The sequence below is a fragment of the Streptomyces sp. NPDC040405 genome (assembly GCF_055595765.1).
On sequence record NZ_JBVIVI010000001.1, the window covers coordinates 979,816 to 997,891 of the forward strand.

At 72.9% G+C, this 18,076-nt stretch carries 17 protein-coding genes; 13 read left to right on the forward strand and 4 right to left on the reverse strand.

Annotated features, from left to right (window positions below; all coding sequences use genetic code 11):
* Positions 1-46 precede the first annotated feature (46 nt).
* Positions 47-1,033: a zinc-dependent alcohol dehydrogenase gene (locus tag ACZ59A_RS04370; RefSeq protein WP_470953327.1), complete on the reverse strand. Its 987-nt coding sequence runs from the start codon at positions 1,031-1,033 to the stop codon at positions 47-49.
* Positions 1,034-1,287: 254 nt separating this feature from the next.
* Here ACZ59A_RS04370 and ACZ59A_RS04375 point away from each other — a divergent pair, with 254 nt between their 5' ends.
* Positions 1,288-2,064 carry an IclR family transcriptional regulator gene (locus tag ACZ59A_RS04375; RefSeq protein WP_470953330.1) on the forward strand — a complete coding sequence of 259 codons (777 nt, stop codon included), beginning with the start codon at positions 1,288-1,290 and terminating at the stop codon, positions 2,062-2,064.
* A gap of 84 nt (positions 2,065-2,148) precedes the next feature.
* On the opposite strand, the gene ACZ59A_RS04380 is transcribed toward ACZ59A_RS04375, so the two are convergent.
* On the reverse strand, positions 2,149-2,586 hold the full coding sequence (locus tag ACZ59A_RS04380) for a MarR family winged helix-turn-helix transcriptional regulator (RefSeq protein ID WP_470953333.1): 438 nt from the start codon (positions 2,584-2,586) through the stop codon (positions 2,149-2,151).
* 220 nt (positions 2,587-2,806) lie between these two features.
* Here ACZ59A_RS04380 and ACZ59A_RS04385 point away from each other — a divergent pair, with 220 nt between their 5' ends.
* From ACZ59A_RS04385 to ACZ59A_RS04430, 10 genes are all read left to right on the forward strand, one after another.
* Positions 2,807-3,628 (forward strand): CoA transferase subunit A, encoded by an 822-nt coding sequence (locus ACZ59A_RS04385; RefSeq protein WP_470953336.1) that lies wholly within the window; start codon positions 2,807-2,809, stop codon positions 3,626-3,628.
* The gene (locus ACZ59A_RS04390; protein ID WP_468054961.1) at positions 3,625-4,386 is read left to right on the forward strand and encodes a CoA-transferase subunit beta; all 762 of its coding nucleotides are present in this window, start codon (positions 3,625-3,627) and stop codon (positions 4,384-4,386) included. Before ACZ59A_RS04385 ends, ACZ59A_RS04390 begins: the two co-directional genes overlap by 4 nt.
* Entirely contained in the window at positions 4,383-5,579 is a 1,197-nt protein-coding gene (locus ACZ59A_RS04395; protein ID WP_470953339.1) for a thiolase family protein, read from the forward strand. Before ACZ59A_RS04390 ends, ACZ59A_RS04395 begins: the two co-directional genes overlap by 4 nt.
* Before the next feature lie 49 nt (positions 5,580-5,628).
* Positions 5,629-6,396, forward strand: a complete 768-nt coding sequence (gene pcaH, locus ACZ59A_RS04400; RefSeq protein ID WP_470953342.1) for a protocatechuate 3,4-dioxygenase subunit beta — start codon at positions 5,629-5,631, stop codon at positions 6,394-6,396.
* The gene (gene pcaG / locus ACZ59A_RS04405; protein ID WP_470953345.1) at positions 6,396-6,974 is read left to right on the forward strand and encodes a protocatechuate 3,4-dioxygenase subunit alpha; all 579 of its coding nucleotides are present in this window, start codon (positions 6,396-6,398) and stop codon (positions 6,972-6,974) included. Before pcaH ends, pcaG begins: the two co-directional genes overlap by 1 nt.
* Positions 6,961-8,250, forward strand: a complete 1,290-nt coding sequence (gene pcaB / locus ACZ59A_RS04410; protein ID WP_470953348.1) for a 3-carboxy-cis,cis-muconate cycloisomerase — start codon at positions 6,961-6,963, stop codon at positions 8,248-8,250. Before pcaG ends, pcaB begins: the two co-directional genes overlap by 14 nt.
* A 528-nt stretch (positions 8,251-8,778) precedes the next feature.
* Positions 8,779-9,954 carry a bifunctional 3-oxoadipate enol-lactonase/4-carboxymuconolactone decarboxylase PcaDC gene (gene pcaDC, locus ACZ59A_RS04415; RefSeq protein WP_470953351.1) on the forward strand — a complete coding sequence of 392 codons (1,176 nt, stop codon included), beginning with the start codon at positions 8,779-8,781 and terminating at the stop codon, positions 9,952-9,954.
* 112 nt (positions 9,955-10,066) lie between these two features.
* Positions 10,067-11,332, forward strand: a complete 1,266-nt coding sequence (locus ACZ59A_RS04420; RefSeq protein ID WP_470953354.1) for an ABC transporter substrate-binding protein — start codon at positions 10,067-10,069, stop codon at positions 11,330-11,332.
* Complete coding sequence (locus tag ACZ59A_RS04425) at positions 11,332-12,246, forward strand: carbohydrate ABC transporter permease (protein ID WP_470953356.1); 915 nt, start codon at positions 11,332-11,334, stop codon at positions 12,244-12,246. The genes ACZ59A_RS04420 and ACZ59A_RS04425 overlap by 1 nt, the downstream gene beginning before the upstream one ends.
* Before the next feature lie 4 nt (positions 12,247-12,250).
* Complete coding sequence (locus tag ACZ59A_RS04430) at positions 12,251-13,105, forward strand: carbohydrate ABC transporter permease (protein ID WP_470953358.1); 855 nt, start codon at positions 12,251-12,253, stop codon at positions 13,103-13,105.
* An 8-nt stretch (positions 13,106-13,113) separates the two neighbouring features.
* Here the strand turns inward: ACZ59A_RS04430 and ACZ59A_RS04435 are convergent, their stop codons facing one another.
* Positions 13,114-13,800: a FadR/GntR family transcriptional regulator gene (locus ACZ59A_RS04435; RefSeq protein ID WP_470953361.1), complete on the reverse strand. Its 687-nt coding sequence runs from the start codon at positions 13,798-13,800 to the stop codon at positions 13,114-13,116.
* Between the two features lie 171 nt (positions 13,801-13,971).
* Here ACZ59A_RS04435 and ACZ59A_RS04440 point away from each other — a divergent pair, with 171 nt between their 5' ends.
* Together ACZ59A_RS04440 and ACZ59A_RS04445 are read left to right on the forward strand one after the other, a co-directional pair.
* On the forward strand, positions 13,972-15,126 hold the full coding sequence (locus ACZ59A_RS04440) for an aminotransferase class V-fold PLP-dependent enzyme (RefSeq protein ID WP_470953364.1): 1,155 nt from the start codon (positions 13,972-13,974) through the stop codon (positions 15,124-15,126).
* Between the two features lie 32 nt (positions 15,127-15,158).
* The gene (locus ACZ59A_RS04445) at positions 15,159-16,655 is read left to right on the forward strand and encodes an APC family permease (protein ID WP_470953366.1); all 1,497 of its coding nucleotides are present in this window, start codon (positions 15,159-15,161) and stop codon (positions 16,653-16,655) included.
* Here the strand turns inward: ACZ59A_RS04445 and ACZ59A_RS04450 are convergent.
* Positions 16,641-17,750: an ArsR/SmtB family transcription factor gene (locus ACZ59A_RS04450; protein WP_470953369.1), complete on the reverse strand. Its 1,110-nt coding sequence runs from the start codon at positions 17,748-17,750 to the stop codon at positions 16,641-16,643. The genes ACZ59A_RS04445 and ACZ59A_RS04450 overlap by 15 nt on opposite strands.
* Between the last annotated feature and the right edge of the window lie 326 nt (positions 17,751-18,076).

Sequence of the window (18,076 nt, forward strand, 5' to 3'; positions counted from 1 at the left end):
AGGGGGACGCGGGGAGAGGGGGACGCGGGGGGAGGGGGAAGGCGGCTCAGTCGGTTGCGGTGAGCGAGATCCAGGTCTTGCCCGCCCGTTCCCGGGCCCCGGCGAACGCCTCCTGCGCACGCTCCAGCGGGAAGCCCGCGTCGATCGAGGCGCCGGGCCGTACCGCGCCCGAGGCGATGTCGGCCAGAGCGGCGGTGAAGTCGCCGGGGTGGTCGTAGATGAGCGAGCCGCGGAGGGTGAGCTGTGCGCGGACGACCTGATTGAGGGTGAGCGGCAGGGCGGAGGCACCCAGCCCGACCAGGACGAACGTGGCGCCCGGCGCCGTACGGTCCAGCGCGGCGCGCAGCGCGGGCTCGGCGCCGGACGACTCGAAGACGTACCCGAACCCGCCCTCGCCGTCGGCCGCCGCGCGGGCGCCCAGCTCCACGGCGCGCGCCAGGCGGAGCGGATGGGGCTCGACGACGGCCGGGCGTACGCCGATGGCCAGCAGCGCCTGGCAGAGCAGCAGCCCCTGGGCGCCCGCGCCGACGACGAGGGTCTTGTCGTCGGCGGTGACGCCCCCGCGGCGTACGGCGGTACGGGCCACCGTGTACGGCTCGGCGCAGGCCAGGTCGACATCGCGGGCGGACGCCGGGACCGGGTGGGCGAAGGCGGCGGGAACGGCGACGCGCTCGGCGAGGAGGCCGGGGGCGTTCATGCCGACGATGGTGCGCTTGGCGCAGGCGGAGGTGAGCCCGCGGGCGCATTCGGGGCACTGGAGACAGGCGTAGTTGGGCTCGATGACGACGCGCGTCCCGGGAGCGGGGGCCGCGGTGGCCCGGGCGCCGACGGCGACGATCCGGCCGAAGCCTTCGTGGCCGACCACCCAGGGGAGGTCGGGGACCTGCCGGGTGCCGTCGAAGACGGCCAGGTCGGAACCGCAGATCCCCATGCCGTCGAGCTGGACGAGGACATCGTGGGGGCCGCAAACGGGCTCCGGCCAGTCATCGGCGATCCGGAGGCGGCGGGGTGCGGTGAGAACGGCTGCTTTCACCGTGACTCCTGAGATTGGTCCGCTGGATGGACCCTGAGGTCCGAGTGACGGTGACGATAGGACGTATGCTGAGCATCGACAAGAGGTTGCGGACGAGTATCCGCGATATGAAGCGGGCCGCGACCCCCGGGTACCGCTCTGACGTGCCCGAACGCCCTTGCCAGCGCCGAAGCCGCTGGTCCGCGCAGCGGACCTGGGCCCATACTGGGGCCGTCGGTGGACCAGCCGACGGACCAGTGCGAGGAGTTGGCGGCATGGGCAAGGACGCGGAGTCCGGCAGTGGCAGCGGCGGCATGCGGACCGTCCAGCGGGCCATCGACCTCCTCGGCCTCTTCAGCGAGCACCGCCCCGCCCTGTCCATCCGCGAGATCGTCGAGGCCAGCGGACTGCCGAAGACGACCGTCCTGCGCATCCTGCAGACCCTGCGCCTCAACGGGCTGCTCTGGCTCGACGAACACGGCCGCTACACCGCCGGGCCCACCTTCCTGCGCTGGGTCCGCATGGCGGACCAGGGCTGGCGCCTGCCCGCCCCGGCCCGGCGGGCCCTGCGCGAGCTGGCCGCCGAGCACCGGGAGACGGTGCATCTGTACGTACGGCGCGATGTGCACCGCGTCTGCGTCGCCCAGGAGGAGGGGCCGCAGGCGCTGCGCCACATCGTGCAGGTCGGGGACGAGCTGCCACTGTGGGCGGGCGGGCCGTCCAAGGTCCTGCTCCTCGGCGCCGACGATGCCCTTCTGGACCGGATCGCCCAGCGCTCCCCGACCGGCCCGGCGCACGTCGAAACGCTGCGCCACTGGGCGGCGGAGACGGCCCGCCAGGGATACGCGGTGAGCCACGGCGAACACGAGGAGGGTCTGTCCTCGGTGGCCGTCCCCGTCCGCGGCCGGGGCGGCGAGGTGGTCGCGGCGCTCTCCTTCGGCGGCCCGTCGGTCCGCTTCACGCCGGAGCGGCTGCCGAGGTTCGTGGCCTCGCTGACCGCCGCGGCACGTACGGTGGCGGGCGGCCTGGGCGCGCTCCCCACGGAGGGGTGACCAGGGGTTTCACCCCGTAGAACCCATAGCGCCCGCAGCGCCCGGAGCCCGTAGAGCCCATAGAGCCCGCGGCGCCGACGGGTGCTACGACCGCAGCTCCTCCGCCGCGTCCGCCACCCGCCCGATCAGCCGCAGCAGCAGCTCCCGCTCGTCCTCCGCCAGCGGCGCCAGGAACACCCGGTTCATCCGCGCCGTCCGCGTCACCAGCTTCCGGTGCAGCCGCACGCCCTCATCCGTCAGCTTGAGGACGTTGCGCCGCCCGTCGCGCGGATCGCGGACCCGCTCCAGCAGCCCGCGCCGCCCGAGCCGGGCGACCACGTCGGCGATCGTGGAGCGGTCCAGGTGGACGTGTTCACTCAGGGTCCGCTGGTCGATGTCCGGCTTCTCGACCAGCGCGTTGAGCACCGCGAACTGCGGCGAGGTCGTCTCCTCGGAGACCATCGCGCCCCACAGCAGCGAGTGCGCCTGCTGGAGGCGGCGGGCCAGATGCCCGGGGTGAGTGTTGAGATCGACCGCACCCATGCCCTGACCTCCCCTGTCCGGAGCGTTTGGTTCGTGTACTGAACGATTCTGCCCTGTGGAAGCACCGGTGTCGAGCGGCGAACATTCGCCCTAGACTCCCCCCGGACTCCCTTGACGAGCACACCGAGCGATGGGAACGTTCGGGAACGGCAAGAAAATAGTCAGCACACTGAGCATTCCGAGACGGTCTGCGAACGTGTGCGATCACCGCGGAGTGACGATGGCCGACATCCGAAGCCTGCACGACGCCGTGGCGGACCTCCTCCACGACGGGGACACCGTCGCGATGGAGGGCTTCACCCACCTGATCCCGTACGCCGCCGCGCACGAGGTCATCCGCCAGGGCATCACCGACCTCACCCTCGTCCGCATGACCCCCGACGTCGTCTACGACCAGCTCATCGGCGCTGGACTCGTCCGCAAGCTGGTCTTCTCCTGGGGCGGAAACCCCGGCGTCGGCTCACTGCACCGCTTCCGCGACGCCGTGGAGAACGGCTGGCCCCGGCCCCTGGAGCTGGACGAGCACAGCCACGCGGGCATGGCCAACCGCTATGTGGCGGGGGCGTCCAAGCTGCCGTTCGCCGTGCTGCGCGGCTACCGCGGCAGCGACATCCCGACCCGTACGGACACCATCTCCACCGTCACCTGCCCCTTCACCGGCGAGGAGCTGGCCGCCGTCGCCGCCCTCAACCCGGACGTCACCGTGATCCACGCCCAGCGGGCCGACCGCGCGGGCAACGTCCAGCTGTGGGGCCTGACCGGGGTGCAGAAGGAAGCCGCGCTGGCCGCCGAGCGGGTGCTGGTGACGGTCGAGGAGATCGTCGATGAGCTGGAGCCGCGGCCGGGCGGGATCGTCCTGCCGACCTGGGTGATCGACGCGGTGTCGGTCGTCCCCGGCGGCGCGCACCCCTCGTACGCCACCGGGTACTCGGTCCGCGACAACGCCTTCTACCAGGCGTGGGACCCGATCGCCCGGGACCGCGAGACCTTCACACGGTGGATCGAGGAGAACGTGCGCACGGAAGAGGCTGTTGCCCGATGACCGACTTCACGCGCGACGAGCTGATGGAGGTCAACGCCGCCCGCGCCCTCGCCGGGGCCCGGACGTGCTTCGTCGGCATCGGCCTCCCCAGCACCGCCGCCAACCTCGCCCGCGCCACCGTCAACCCCGGCCTGGTCCTCATCTACGAGTCCGGCACCATCGGCTCCAAGCCGACCCGGCTCCCCCTGTCGATCGGCGACGGCGAACTCGCGGAGACCGCCGACTCCGTGGTCCCGGTGCCCGAGATGTTCAACTACTGGCTCCAGGGCGGCCGGATCGACGTCGGCTTCCTCGGCGCCGCCCAGGTCGACGCGTACGCCAACATCAACACCACCGTCGTGGACCGCGGTCCGGACAAACCCGAGGGGCGGCTGCCCGGCGCGGGCGGCGCCCCCGAGATCGCCTCCAACTGCGGCCGGGTGCTGATGGTGCTGCGCCACTCCACCCGCAACTTCGTGCGGCAACTCGACTTCGTGACCACCATGGGCCACGGCAGCGGCCCCGGCGACCGTACGAAGCTCGGCATGCCCGGCGCGGGCCCGGTCGCCGTCATCACCGACCTCGGCATCCTGCGCCCCGACCCGGCCACCGCCGAGCTGGTGCTGACCGAGCTGCACCCGGGCGTCACCGTGGAGCGGGTGCGGGAGGCCACCGGCTGGGAGCTGACGGTCGCCGGCACCGTGGGCACCACCGAGCCGCCGACCCCCGACGAACTGGCGGCGCTGCGCGCGCTCAAGGCCGCCGGGAAGGACGCATGATGACCGCCTTGCGTGACGTCTACATCGTGGACGCCGTCCGCACGCCCGTCGGCAAGTACGGCGGCGGGCTCGCGGGCGTGCGCCCCGACGACCTCGCCGCCCATGTCGTCCGCGGCCTCCTCGCCCGTACGCCCGGCCTCGACCCGGCCCGTATCGACGACGTCTACCTCGGCAACGCCAACGGCGCGGGCGAGGACAACCGCGACGTCGCCCGCATGGCCGTGCTGCTCGCCGGGCTCCCGGTCACCGTGCCCGGCGCGACCGTCAACCGGCTGTGCGCCTCCGGGCTTGAGGCCGTGCTGCAGGCGGCCCGCGCCATCGCCGTCGGCGACGCGCATATCGCGCTCGCGGGCGGCGTGGAGTCCATGTCGCGCGCCCCCTGGGTGCTGCAGAAGCCCGAACGCGCCTTCCCCGCCGGGCATCAGCAGCTGTACTCCACCACCCTCGGCTGGCGCATGACCAACCCCGACATGCCGCCCGAGTGGACCGTCGGCCTCGGCGAGGGCGCCGAGCTGATCGCCGACAAGCACGGCATCGGCCGCGAGGCACAGGACGCGTTCGCGCTCGCCAGCCACGAGAAGGCGGCGCGGGCGTGGAAGGACGGCGCGTACGACGCCGAGGTGCTGCCGTACCCGGACACCGACCTCCTCCGCGACGAAACCATCCGCGACACGACGTCGATGGAGTCGCTGGCCAAGCTGAAGCCCGCCTTCCGGCCCACGGACACGGGCACCGTCACCGCGGGCAACTCCTCCCCGCTCAACGACGGCGCCGCTGCCCTGCTGCTCGTGGACGAGGAGGGACTGAAGGCCACCGGGCGCGAGCCCCTGGCCCGGATCGGCGCCTCCGCCGTCACCGGCATCGAACCGCAGTACTTCGGCCTCGGCCCCGTCGAGGCCGTACGCCGCGCCCTCGCCAAGGCGGGCCGCTCGTTCGCCGACCTGACCACCCTGGAGCTGAACGAGGCGTTCGCCGCCCAGGCGCTCGGCTGTCTCGCCGAATGGCCCGGCCTCGACCCCGCCCTGGTCAACCCGCGCGGCGGCGCCATCGCCATCGGCCACCCCCTCGGCGCCTCCGGCGCCCGCCTCGCCGGAGCCGTCGCCCACCAGCTCGCCGCGGCGGGCTCGGGCACGGGCGTGGCATCCCTGTGCATCGGCGTCGGGCAGGGCCTCGCCCTCGTCCTCGAACGGTAACGCGCACTTGAGCGGTAACTCGTCCTCGAAAGGTAAGGCGCACGCTCCCATGGCACTCACCCAAGCCGACATCGACCGCGAACTCGCCGACAGCCGCGCCGCGTACGACAAGGCGCGGGCCGACGGCGCCCCCGCCGCCGACCACCCCGCGCGCGACTTCGCCCCGTACCGCAGCAGCCTGCTGCGCCACCCCCAGCAGCCGCTGGTCGCGGTGCAGGGCGACCCCGAGACCGTCGAACTGCACACGCCCGTCTTCGGCCACACCGACATCACCGATGTCGACAACGACCTCACCATCCAGCACCAGGGCGAACCGCTCGGCGAGCGCATCACCGTCTCCGGCCGCCTGCTGGACAGCCACGGACGGCCGGTGCGCGGCCAGCTCATCGAGCTGTGGCAGGCCAACGCGGCCGGGCGATACGCCCACCTCCGCGACCAGCATCCGGCGCCGCTGGACCCCAACTTCACCGGCGTCGGACGCACCCTGACCGGCGACGACGGCTCGTACCGCTTCACCACCATCAAGCCCGGCGCCTATCCGTGGCGCAACCACGAGAACGCGTGGCGCCCCGCGCACCTCCACTTCTCCCTCTTCGGTTCGGCGTTCACCCAGCGCCTCATCACCCAGATGTACTTCCCCGGCGACCCGCTCTTCGTCTACGACCCGATCCTGCAGTCCGTGACGGACGAATCGGCGCGGCAGCGGCTCGTGGCGGCCTACGACCACGCGCTGTCCCAGCCCGAATGGTCGCTCGGCTACCGCTGGGACATCGTGCTGGACGGGCCGTCAGCCACCTGGATCGAGGAAGGCCGCTGATGACCCAGCTCTCCCCCACCCCGTCCCACACCGTCGGCCCCTTCTACGGCTACGCGCTCCCCTTCCCCGGCGGCGGCGACCTCGCCCCCGTGGGCCACCCGGACGCCATCACCGTGCACGGCCGGGTCTACGACGGCACGGGGGCGCCCGTGCCCGACGCCCTGATCGAGCTGTGGCAGGCGGGCCCGGACGGCTCGCTGTCCGGCGCGCCGGGATCGATGCGCCGCGACCCGGTGACCGGCGGCTTCGCCGGGCGCAACGGCGTCGACTTCACCGGCTTCGGGCGCATCGCCACCGACGCCGACGGCCACTGGGCGGCCCGTACGCTCCGCCCCGGCGCTCCGGCCGTCCCGTACATCAGCGTGTGCGTCCACGCCCGGGGGCTGCTGCACCACCTCTACACCCGCCTGTACCTCCCCGAGGACGTCCGGCGGGGCGCCGCCGACCCACTCCTCGCCGCGCTGGATCCGGCCCGCCGGGAGACCCTGGTGGCGACGGCGGATCCCCAGCCGGGGACGTACCGCTTCGACATCCGCCTACAGGGTGAGGGAGAGACGGTTTTCCTTGAGTTCAGGTAGTGACGACGCGGGGCTGCTGGCCCCCGTGCGGGCCGGGTCGGCGGTCGAGGCCGCCACCGGCGATACGGCCTTCCTGCAGGCCATGCTCGACGCCGAAGCCGCCCTCGCCCGGGCGCTGGCCCCCACCGAGGCGGCGGCAGCGGTGACGGGCGCGGCGCGCGCCGGGCTGTACGACGTACGCGACCTCGCCGCCCGGGCCCGCTCCGGCGGCAACCCCGTCATCCCGCTGGTCGCCGACCTCACCGCTGCGGTGGCCCTTCACGACCGCGACGCCGCCGCGTACGTCCACCGGGGCGCCACCAGCCAGGACATCGTGGACACCGCCACCATGCTGGTCGCGGCCCGCGCCCTGCCGCTGATCGTCGCCGACCTCGACCGCACGGCGGCGGAGTTGGCGCGGCTCGCCGCCGCCCACCGCGCCACCGCCATGCCGGGCCGCACCCTCACCCAGCACGCCGTCCCCACCACCTTCGGGCTGAAGGCGGCGGGGTGGCGGTCGCTGGCGTTGGATGCCCGCGACCGGCTCGCCGCGCTGCGGCCCGTGGCCCAACTGGGCGGTGCGGCGGGCACGTTGGCCGCCTTCGACGACGGCATCCCGCTGCTGGCCCGCTTCGCGGCGGAGACCGGGCTCGCCGAACCCGACCTGCCGTGGCACACCCTGCGCACCCCCATCGCCGACCTCGGCTGCGCGCTCGCCTTCGCCACCGGCGCGCTCGGGAAGCTGGCGGCCGACGTGCTGGTGCTCTCCCGTACGGAGATCGGCGAGGTGGCGGAGGGGACGGGCGGCGGCTCGTCCGCGATGCCGCACAAGTCCAACCCCGTACGTGCCACCCTCATCGCCTCCGCCGCCCGCCAGGCCCCCGGCCTCGCCGCCACCCTGCTCGGCTCGCTCGCCGCCGAGGACGAACGGCCCGGCGGGGCCTGGCACGCGGAGTGGCAGCCGCTGCGGGACCTGCTGCGGCTCGCGGGTGGCGCCGCCCGTGACGCCGCGGAACTCGCCTGCGGCCTGCGGGTCTTCCCCGACCGCATGGCCACGAACCTGGAGCTGACGGACGGCCTGATCGTCAGCGAACGCCTCATCGCCGCGCTTGCCCCGGCGGTGGGGCGCGCCCGTGCGAAGGAGCTTTTGGCGGAGGCGGCGCGGGAGGGTACGCCCCTGTCCGGGGCCCTGTCGGACGCCCTCCCCCTTGACCGCCTGCGCGAACTGTTGACCCCCGCCACCTACCTGGGCGAAGCCCCGGCCCTGGTGGACCGCGCGCTGGGCCGCGATGCGTGAGCCCGCGCCGGGGTCCTGTCCCCCACCCCGCCCCTACCCGACCCGAGGCTCCGCCCCCTGCGCCCCCGCTCCTCAAACGCCGGAGGGGCTAGATGTGCTACATCACCGCCCGGAGGGGCTGGGGGTTGCCGCACGCGGTCCAGAGGAGCTGGGGGGGGCCGCACGCGGCCCGGATGGTGCGGTCCCGCTCCCCGAACGCCGGATGTACACACCCGGTTGTGGGCAATCGTTCCGCGGAGGGGGCACCTCCCAGCGGTAGCTGGGGGAGGAACGGGTGGGCACAACCCGGCCACCGGGCCGCACCCGAGCGGCGAACCCCGGGGTCCGGGGGCAGCGCCCCTGGTTTCGGGAAGGGGCGGGTAGGGGACAGACACCGGCCGCAACCGCCCACCGGCCCGCACACAGCAACAAGACCCCGGGGACCGCAACGCCCGCCCTGCCAGGCGCGGCGCCCCCGGTTTCGGGACACACCGGCCGCAACCACCCACCCGGCCCGCACACAGTAACAAGACCCCGGAGCGCCCCCCCGTGACCCACACCACCCTCGACGGCCCCGACACCGGACCGCCCCTCATCCTCGGCCCCTCCATCGGGACATCCCTCGCCGTCTGGGAGCCGCAGCTCCCCGCTCTCGCCCGCACGCACCGCACCCTGCGGTGGGATCTGCCGGGCCACGGCGGCTCATCGGCGGCGCTGCTGCCCGGCGACGGCAGCGCCGGCATCGCCGACCTCGCCGCGCTCGTGCTGCGAAGCGCCGACGCCCACGGCTGGGAGAGGTTCGCGTACGCGGGGATCTCCATCGGCGGGGCCGTGGGGCTGCATCTCGCCGCGCACCACCCCGACCGCATCACCTCCCTCGCCGTCATCTGCTCCTCGGCGCACTTCGCCGAGCCCTCCGTCTGGCGGGAGCGGGCGAAGCTCGTCCGCGCGCGGGGGACGGAGGCGATGGTGGCGAGCAGGCCGGGGCTCTGGTTCTCGGGGGCGTTCGCCGACACCCCCCGAGGCCGCGCGCTGCTGCAGGACCTGCGCGAGACCGACCGCGCGGGGTACGCCGCGTGCTGCGACGTACTGGCCGACTACGACCTGCGGGCCGAGCTGTCGTCCATCACCGCCCCCACCCTGGTCGTGGCGGGCCGCGACGACCCGGCCACCCCTCCCCCGCACGCCCGCGAGATCGCGGACGCGGTACCGGGCGCGAGCCTGGTGGAGGTCGCCCACGCGGCACACCTCGCGGGGGTGGAGTGCCCGGAGGCGGTCACCTCCGCGCTGGTCACCCACTTCGCGAACACGACCACCACGGCGGCCACGGACGACGCCACCCGGCACGCCGCCGGAATGGCCGTACGCCGCGCCGTACTCGGCGACGCGCACGTGGACCGCGCGGTGGCCCGTACGACGCCGTTCACCGCCCGCTTCCAGGACTTCATCACCCGCTACGCGTGGGGCGAGATCTGGACCGGGGACGGTCTGGACCGCCGGATGCGCAGCGCGATCACCCTCACCGCGCTCATCGCGCACGGCCATGACGCCGAGCTGGCGATGCATGTCCGGTCCGCGCTCACCAATGGCCTGACCCGCGACGAGATCGGCGAGGTGCTGCTGCAGAGCGCGATCTACTGCGGCGTCCCGGCGGCCAACTCCGCGTTCGCGACGGCCCAGCGCGTCTTCGACGACATCGACAGCGAGATCGACAGCGAAGGTTGATATACGACCGCAACCCATCTGTCGTGATCCCGCGCCATCGTTGACCGTTGTTCATACGCGAACACAGCGACAAGGCAGACAAGGCGAGACGACGCATCGAGGGGGCGCGGCCATGTCCATCAGCCGTAGGAGACTGCTCGGCACCGGCGGCGGGCTCGTCCTGGCCGGGACGGCGGGCACGGGCTGCGGGGCCAACACCGGGCGGGGCGGGGACGACAGAAACGGCAAGCCGGTGCTGTCGCAGTGGTACCACCAGTACGGCGAGCCGGGCACCGAGCAGGCCGTGAAGCGGTACGCGGACGACTTCGACGGCGCACGGGTCGAGGTCCAGTGGCGGCCGGGCAACTACGACCAGCAGACGGCCGCCGCGCTGCTCACCAAGTCCGGACCGGACGTCTTCGAGGTCAACGGGCCGACGCTGGACCAGATCCAGGGCGGCCAGGTGGTCGACCTGACGGACCTCCTCAAGGAGGCGAAGGACGACATCAACCCGGCCGTGCTGGCGCCCAAGACGTACCGGGGCAAGGTCTGGGCCATCCCGCAGGTGGTCGACATGCAGCTGCTCTACTACCGCAGGAGCATGCTGGAGGACGCCGGGGTCGAGCCGCCCCGGACGCTGGACGCGCTGGTCGACGCGGCGAAGAAGCTGACCACTGGAGACGTCAAGGGGCTGTTCCTGGGCAACGACGGCGGCCCGGGCGTCCTCGGCGGCACCCCGCTGAACGCCGCCGGTCTGGAGCTGATCACCGAGGACGGGAAGGTCGGCTTCGACGACCCGGCCGCCGCCCGCGCGCTCGGCAAGGTGCGCCAGCTGTACGCGGAGAAGTCGCTGCTGCTGGGGGCGCCCTCGGACTGGTCGGACCCGGCCGCGCTCACGCAGGGGCTGACGGCCATGCAGTGGTCGGGGCTGTGGGCGCTGCCGCAGGTGAAGAAGGCGCTGGGGGACGACTTCGGGGTGCTGCCGTTCCCCCGGGAGGGCGCGCACGGGCGGCCCGCGGTGCCGGTGGGTGCGTACGGGGCTGCGGTCAGCGCGCGCAGCGGGCACAAGGAGCTGGCGAAGGCGTACGTGAAGTGGCTGTGGGTGGAGAAGACGGAGTATCAGGAGGACTTCGCGCTCACCTACGGCTTCCACATCCCGGCCCGGATCTCGCTCGCGCAGAAGGCCGCCAAGCTGCGGCAGGGCCCGGCGGGCGAGGCGGTGCGGTTCGCCACCGAGAACGGCCACGCCGAGCCGCTGCTGTGGACGCCCGCGAGCAAGGTCGCGTACCAGGACGCGCTGAGCCGCGTCATCAAGGGCGGCGCGAACCCGGAGAGCGAGCTGCGGAAGGTGGTCCGTAAGACGGCCGCGGAGCTGCGCCGCGTGCAGAAGAAGAGCTGATGCCGCGGAAGGTGTGGGGGCGGCAGAACCGGACGCTCTGGTTCTGGGTGTTCGTCGGCCCCTTCGTCCTCGGGCTGACCCTCTTCACGTACGTCCCCCTCGTCTGGAGCGCCTACCTCAGCTTCTTCGACGCCCACAACACGGTCGCGCCGACCCGCTTCGTCGGGCTGGACAACTACACGGCGATGCTGGGCGACGAGGCGTTCACCGGCAGCCTGGTGACGTTCCTGGTCTTCACAGCCTTCATCGTCCCGGCCACCTACGCGCTCTCGCTCTCCCTCGCGCTGATGGTGAACCGGCTGCCGCGGGCGCAGGCGTTCTTCCGGTCGGTGTTCTTCCTGCCGGTGGCCTGCAGTTATGTGGTGGCGGCGCTGATCTGGAAGATGTCGATCTTCAACGGGGTGCGGTTCGGGCTGGCCAACACCGTCCTCGGCTGGTTCGGCGCCGATCAGATCGCATGGCTGTCGACCACCGATCCGCCCTGGTACTGGCTGGTGATCGTCACCGTACGGCTGTGGCTTCAGGCGGGCTTCTACATGGTGCTGTTCCTGGCCGGGCTGCAGCGCGTCCCGCCGCGGCTGTACGAGGCGGCCGCCGTGGACGGGGCCCGGCCGGGGTGGCAGGTGTTCCGGCACATCACCTTTCCGCAGCTGCGGGCGACGTCGGTCGCGGTGGTGCTGCTGCTGGTGATCAACGCGTTCCAGGCGTTCGACGAGTTCTACAACCTGCTGGCCGACTCGCGCGGCTATCCGCCGTACGCCCGCCCGCCGCTGGTCTACCTCTACTACACGGCCCTCGGGCAGGGGCAGAACCTGGGCCTGGGCAGCGCGGGCGCGGTGATCCTGGCGCTGCTCATCGCGGTGGTGACGGTGATCCAGGCGCGCTGGTTCGGCCTCGGCCGGAAGGAGGACTGACCCTGTGCCCGACTCCCCGGACACCCATGACGCCCTGGTTCGCGTGGGGCGCGCGGTGCGGCTGGTGCTGCTGATCGCCCTCGCGCTGCTGTTCCTGATCCCGTTCTACCTCCTCGTACGCAACGGCCTGTCCAGCGAGGCGGACATCACCTCGCCCGAGTGGACGCTGCTCCCCGGCGAGCTGCACTGGTCGAACGTCCGCGAGCTGTTCGAGGACCCCAACGTGCCGATGGCGCACGCGCTGCTCAACTCCTCGCTGATCGCCGTCCTCACCACCCTGGGCACCGTGCTGCTCGCCTCGCTGGCCGGGTACGGGCTGGCCCGCATCCCGTACGCGCACGCCGACGCCGTCTTCTACTGGATCCTGGGCGCCCTCATGGTCCCGGCCGCGGTCACCTTCGTACCGAGCTTCGTGCTGGTCAGCTCGCTCGGCTGGATCTCCACGCTGCGCGGTCTGGTGGTGCCGACGCTGTTCAGCGCGGTCGCGGCGTTCATCTTCCGCCAGTACTTCCTGGGCTTCCCGAGGGAGCTGGAGGACGCGGCGCGGGTGGACGGGCTCGGCTACTGGCGTACGTACTGGCAGGTCGTGGTGCCGAACGCGCGGCCGGTCTTCGCGGCGGTCGGCACGATCGTCTTCATCGGCGCCTGGAACGCGTTCCTGTGGCCGCTGGTCATCGGCCAGGACCGGCAGGCGTGGACGGTCCAGGTCGCGCTGTCGACGTTCACCACGGCCCAGAGCGTCAATCTGCACGAGCTGTTCGTGGCGGCCGCGGTGTCGATCGTGCCGCTGCTGGTGGTCTTCCTCTTCCTCCAGCGCTACATCGTCGCGGGGGTGGAGCGCACCGGCATCGACGACTGAGCCGGAGGTCAGCCGAAGGGCCGCGGGCCGTAGCGCCGCAGCCAGACCTCGGTCTGGGACAGATGGGCGGTCGCGGCCGCGGCGGCGGCCGCCGGGTCCCGCGCGGCCATCGCGTTGATGAGCGCCTCGTGCCCGAGGTCGCTGGCCAGCCGGATGGTGTCGGCCTCGGGGACGCCGTAGATGCTGTAGTGGCTGCCGCGGGCGCGCAGGACGTCGATGAGCGCGGCCAGCGCCTCGTTGCCGCCGGCCGTGCACAGCGTCGCGTGGAACTCCCGGTCCAGGGCGTGCCGTTCGGCCTCGTCGTCGGAGTCCGCCAGCCGTTTCTGCAGCTCGCGCAGGCGGGCCACGACCTGCTCGTCGGCGCGGGCGGCGGCGAGCGCGGCGGCCTGTGCCTCCAGGGGGCGGCGTACGTCGAAAAGCTCCAGTAGCCCGTCCAGCGGGAGGACGTCGACGGTCGCGGCGAACCCGGCCAGCATCTGCCCGGGGCGCAGCGCGGAGACGAAGGTGCCCGCGCCATGGCGGGACTCCAGCATGCCGAGGGCGGCGAGCGAGCGCACGGCCTCGCGGAGCGAGCCGCGGGAGACGCCGAGCCGGGCGCACAGCTCGGGCTCGGCGGGGAGCTGCGAGCCGGGGGCCAGCTCGCCACGGGCGATCATGCCTCGTAGTCCGCCGGCCGCCGCATCGGTTGCCGCCATCGGCCTCACCCTTCCCAAAGTCATCTGATGACTCGAAGTCATCGCGCGATGCCGTTACCGCCATTTTACGCACGCGGCCTGTTCTTATCGGCTTCTCGCCTCTACGGTTCCTCACAGCGCAAACGAAGTCATCGGACAACTCCTGTCCGAAGACCCGCCCTGAAGGAGCTTATGTCCGAGCTGTCGCACTGGGCCCTGGACCCCTCGGTCCGCCACCTCAACCACGGCTCGTTCGGCGCCGTCCCGCACGTCGCCCTCACCCGGCAGCAGGCGCTGCGCGACGAGATGGAGACCAATCCGGACGACTGGTTCCGCGGGCTGCCGGAGCGGGTGGGGCAGGCGCGGGCCGCCCTGGCGCGGTGGCTGCGGGTTCCGGCGGACGCCACCGCGCTGGTGCCGAACGCGAGCGCCGGGGTGAGCACCGTACTGAACAGCCTCGCCCTGCCCCGCGACAGCGAGGTGCTGGTCACCGATCACGCGTACGGCGCCGTCGCGATGGGCGTGGCCCGGGCCGCCGCCCGGTCCGGGGCCCGGACGCGTACGCTCCACATCCCGCTCGCCGCGACCGCCGAGGAGATCGCGGCCGTCTTCGCCGACGCGCTCACCCCGGCCACCTCGCTGGTCGTGGTCGACCAGATCACCTCGGCCACCGCCCGGCTCTTCCCCGTCGCCGAGATCACCCGGCTCGCCCACGCCGCCGGGGCGAAGGTCCTGGTGGACGGCGCACACGCGCCCGGGATGCTGGCCGATCCGGTCGGCGACTCGGCGGACGCCGACTTCTGGGTGGGCAATCTGCACAAGTGGTGCTGCGCCCCGCGCGGTACGGCGGTACTGGTCGCGCGCGGTCCGGACGCCCAGGACCTGTGGCCGCTCACCGACTCGTGGGGCGCGCCGTATCCGTTCCCGCGCCGCTTCGACGAGCAGGGCACCGTGGACCTCACGGCCTGGCTCGCGGCGCCGCGCGCGCTGGAGTTCATCGAGGAGACGTACGGCTGGGACACGGCCCGGGCCGGGATGACGAAGCTCGCCGAGGTGGCGCAGGGGCTCCTCGTGGACGCCCTGGGCGCGGATCCGGCCGAGGTCGCGGGCGCCCCGGCGCCCGCGATGCGGCTGGTCCCGCTGCCCACCGGACTCGCCGCCGACCACGAGGCGTCCCATGTCCTCCAGCGCCACATCTCGGCCGTGACCGGCTGCGAGACCGCCATCACCTCATGGGACGGCCGCGGCTTCCTGCGGCTGTCCGCCCACCTCTACAACACCGTCGCCGACTACCAGCACCTGGCCGAACGCCTCCCGGACTGTCTCACCGCCCAGCCGACGGCCTGACGACCCGGGCGGGCTGGAAAGCGAGCACCGCCATGCGTACCAAATCCATCGAGGCGACCATCGAGGACGCCGCCGGTCCCGACACCCGGCTGGCCCGCGCCCTGGGGCCGCTGCAACTCACCCTCATGGGCATCGGCGTCACCATCGGCGCGGGCATCTTCGTGCTGACCGGCACCGCCGCCGCGAACTACGCCGGGCCCAGCATCGCGCTCTCGTACACCATCGGCGCGGTCGCCACGGCGCTGGTGGCGCTGTGCTACATGGAGTTCGCCAGCACCGTCCCGGTCGCGGGCAGCGCCTACACGTTCGCGTACGTCTCGCTGGGCGAGCTGGTGGCCTGGCTCATCGGCTGGGACCTCATCCTCGACATGACGATGGGCGCGGGCGCGGTGGCCAGCGGCTGGTCGCAGTACGTCGCCGACTTCCTGGCCACCTTCGGGATCCACCTCCCCGCGTCGGTCTCCGGTCCGGACGCGACGGTCAACGTGCCCGCCGTGCTGGTCATCCTGGTGCTCACCGCCGTACTCGCCTCCGGCGTGCGCACCACGTCCCGCATCAACACGGCGATGACGATGGTGAAGCTGGCGGCCATCGTCGTCTTCCTCGCCATCGGCACGGCCCACATCGACCCCGCCAACTGGTCGCCGTTCATCCCCGAGGCCAAACCGGTGGGCGGCGACGGCGACATGTGGCAGCAGCCGCTGCTGGGCTGGGCCGGGCTCGGGGCGAACGCCACGTTCGGCACGGCCGGGATCCTGACCGGCGGCGCGATCGTCTTCGGCGCGTACTCCGGCTTCGACATCATGGCCAGCAACGCCGAGGAGGCCAAGCGGCCCCAGCGCACCCTGCCGATCGCGCTGATGTCCACCGTGGCCGTGTGCGCCGTGCTGTACGTGGCGGTGGCGCTGACCGTGACCGGCATGCAGCACTACAGCGGGCTGGACAACGCCGCGCCCATCACCGGCGCCCTGAAGGCGGCGGGGGCCGACTGGGCGGTGCGGATCGTGGGCATCGGCGCGATCTGCGGGCTGACCACGGTGGTGATGATCATGCTGCTGGGGCAGAGCCGGGTGTTCCTCGCGATGAGCCGCGACCGGCTGCTGCCCGCCTGGTTCTCCCACGTCCACCCGGTCACCCGCAGCCCGCGGCGGATCACCTGGACCCTGGGGCTGCTGGTGGCGTTCATGACCGCGGTGCTGCCCATCGGCGACCTCGCCGAACTGGGCAACATCGGCATGCTGACCTCCTTCATCGTCGTGTGCGTCGGTGTCGTCCATCTCCGCCGCGCCCGGCCCGACCTGCGGCGCGGCTTCCGCACCCCGTGGGTGCCGGTCGTCCCGGCCGTCGCGGTGCTGCTGTGCCTGCTGCTGGTGGGCAACCTGCCGCTCATCACCTGGGCGCGGTTCCTCGGCTGGATGGCCGCCGGGCTGCTGATCTACTTCTGCTGGGGCCGTCGGCACAGCAAGGTGGCGACCGGCGAACTGGCCACCGGGGAGGAGCCGTCGCGGGTCGCCTCATCCGCGCCGTGACGGACCCCGGACCCCCGCGGCCGTGCGGGTGGCCACCTGCGGGAACCCCGTGGACCGGTCGCCGAGCGTCGCCCGGCCGGAGGGGGCACCGCCGCGCAGCAGGGCGGCGCCCAGCGGGGTGAGGGTGTGCAGGACGGCGCCGCCCTGGCGCAGCGTGTGGACGAGCCCCGCGTCGCGCAGCACGCTGGCGTGCTGGCTGGCCGAGGCGAGCGATACGCCGACACGGCGGGCGAGTTCGCTCGTCGTACAGCCGCCGCCGACCTCCAGCAGCACCGCCGAGCGGGTGTGGCCGACGAGCTTGCCGAGCACCTGCGTCTGGCCCGGCGCGGCGGGCGCGGGCGTCGTACCGGCGGGGAGGGGTCTGCTCCGCGGCTGGGGCGGGACGCCGCTGCGGGCGTGTTCGACGGGGTAGACCAGGACCGGGGTCAGCTCCGGGTTGAGGTACGTCACCGGGGTTTTCCGGCAGAAGAAGGACGGCAGGAGCAGCAGCCCCCGGCCGCGCAGCTCCAGGTCCCGGTCGACGGGGTAGTCCACCTCCAGCACGGGCGCCCGCCACCGCATGGTCGGCGGCAGCGAGGCCAGCAGCCCGTCCGCGCCCCCGTCCAGCAGCGCCCGGCCGCGGGCCACCCGGTCGGCCTCGATGCGGGCCTGTATGTGCGGCCAGTACGGCGCGACGGCGGCCTCGTGGTAGGAGCGCAGCACGCCCACCAGCCGGTCCAGCGGCCGCCGTTCGCCCTGCGCCAGCCCGCGTATCCAGCCCGGCAGGGCCCGGGCCGACGGCAGCCGGTCGATTTCGGAGTGCAGCCGCTCGGCGGGCGTCGCGTGCAGCGCGTCCATGGCGGCGTCGCACCCGATTACGCCTTCGGCGGGCGTCAGGAAGTCGGGGAAATAGCCCCGCGAGGGAATGAGCGGGGCCAGCAGCCGCCCTTCGCCGTTGAGTCGGTTGCGCGCCTCCGAGCGCCATTCCCCGTATACGGTCTCGGCGCGGTTCTCGCGCAGCCGGTGGAAACTTAAAACGGTCTCCCAGAGTGCATCCGGGCGGATTGCCATCCGCAGCCGGGCCAGATCGAGTTCACTGAAATGAACACGTAGCACCAGACCCTCACAAGTGACACGGTGACCGCCCCCCGACCACCGTTGAGTATGCACGCTGGCACGGTCAGTGACCACGCCCTTTTGGCCAGATGTGAAAGGGGGAGCGCTACGACCCGTCCAAGAGGAAAGCTGTTCTCCGGGAAAACCGGACGCGCCGGGGAAACGCCACCGGCGTCCGTCCGTAATTCAACAGGCGGTGCTCTGGACCGTATTGCTCGTTCCCGTGGGGGGTGACGAGTGTGCGACGGCGACAGGGCACTTGTTGCCGCCCGATCCGATGCCGGGCGGCAACGGCTCCCGTGGGGGGAGTGAGAGGGGGCGGCACC

Coding starts and splice junctions, on each gene's coding strand:
- ACZ59A_RS04385 (WP_470953336.1), top strand. CDS start 2,807: ATGGCCGACATCCGAAGCCTGCACGACGCCGTGGCGGACCTCCTCCAC.
- ACZ59A_RS04435 (WP_470953361.1), bottom strand. CDS start 13,800: ATGGCGGCAACCGATGCGGCGGCCGGCGGACTACGAGGCATGATCGCC.
- ACZ59A_RS04440 (WP_470953364.1), top strand. CDS start 13,972: ATGTCCGAGCTGTCGCACTGGGCCCTGGACCCCTCGGTCCGCCACCTC.
- ACZ59A_RS04445 (WP_470953366.1), top strand. CDS start 15,159: ATGCGTACCAAATCCATCGAGGCGACCATCGAGGACGCCGCCGGTCCC.
- ACZ59A_RS04425 (WP_470953356.1), top strand. CDS start 11,332: ATGCCGCGGAAGGTGTGGGGGCGGCAGAACCGGACGCTCTGGTTCTGG.
- ACZ59A_RS04380 (WP_470953333.1), bottom strand. CDS start 2,586: ATGGGTGCGGTCGATCTCAACACTCACCCCGGGCATCTGGCCCGCCGC.
- ACZ59A_RS04420 (WP_470953354.1), top strand. CDS start 10,067: ATGTCCATCAGCCGTAGGAGACTGCTCGGCACCGGCGGCGGGCTCGTC.
- pcaG (WP_470953345.1), top strand. CDS start 6,396: ATGACCCAGCTCTCCCCCACCCCGTCCCACACCGTCGGCCCCTTCTAC.
- ACZ59A_RS04375 (WP_470953330.1), top strand. CDS start 1,288: ATGGGCAAGGACGCGGAGTCCGGCAGTGGCAGCGGCGGCATGCGGACC.
- ACZ59A_RS04395 (WP_470953339.1), top strand. CDS start 4,383: ATGATGACCGCCTTGCGTGACGTCTACATCGTGGACGCCGTCCGCACG.
- pcaH (WP_470953342.1), top strand. CDS start 5,629: ATGGCACTCACCCAAGCCGACATCGACCGCGAACTCGCCGACAGCCGC.
- ACZ59A_RS04390 (WP_468054961.1), top strand. CDS start 3,625: ATGACCGACTTCACGCGCGACGAGCTGATGGAGGTCAACGCCGCCCGC.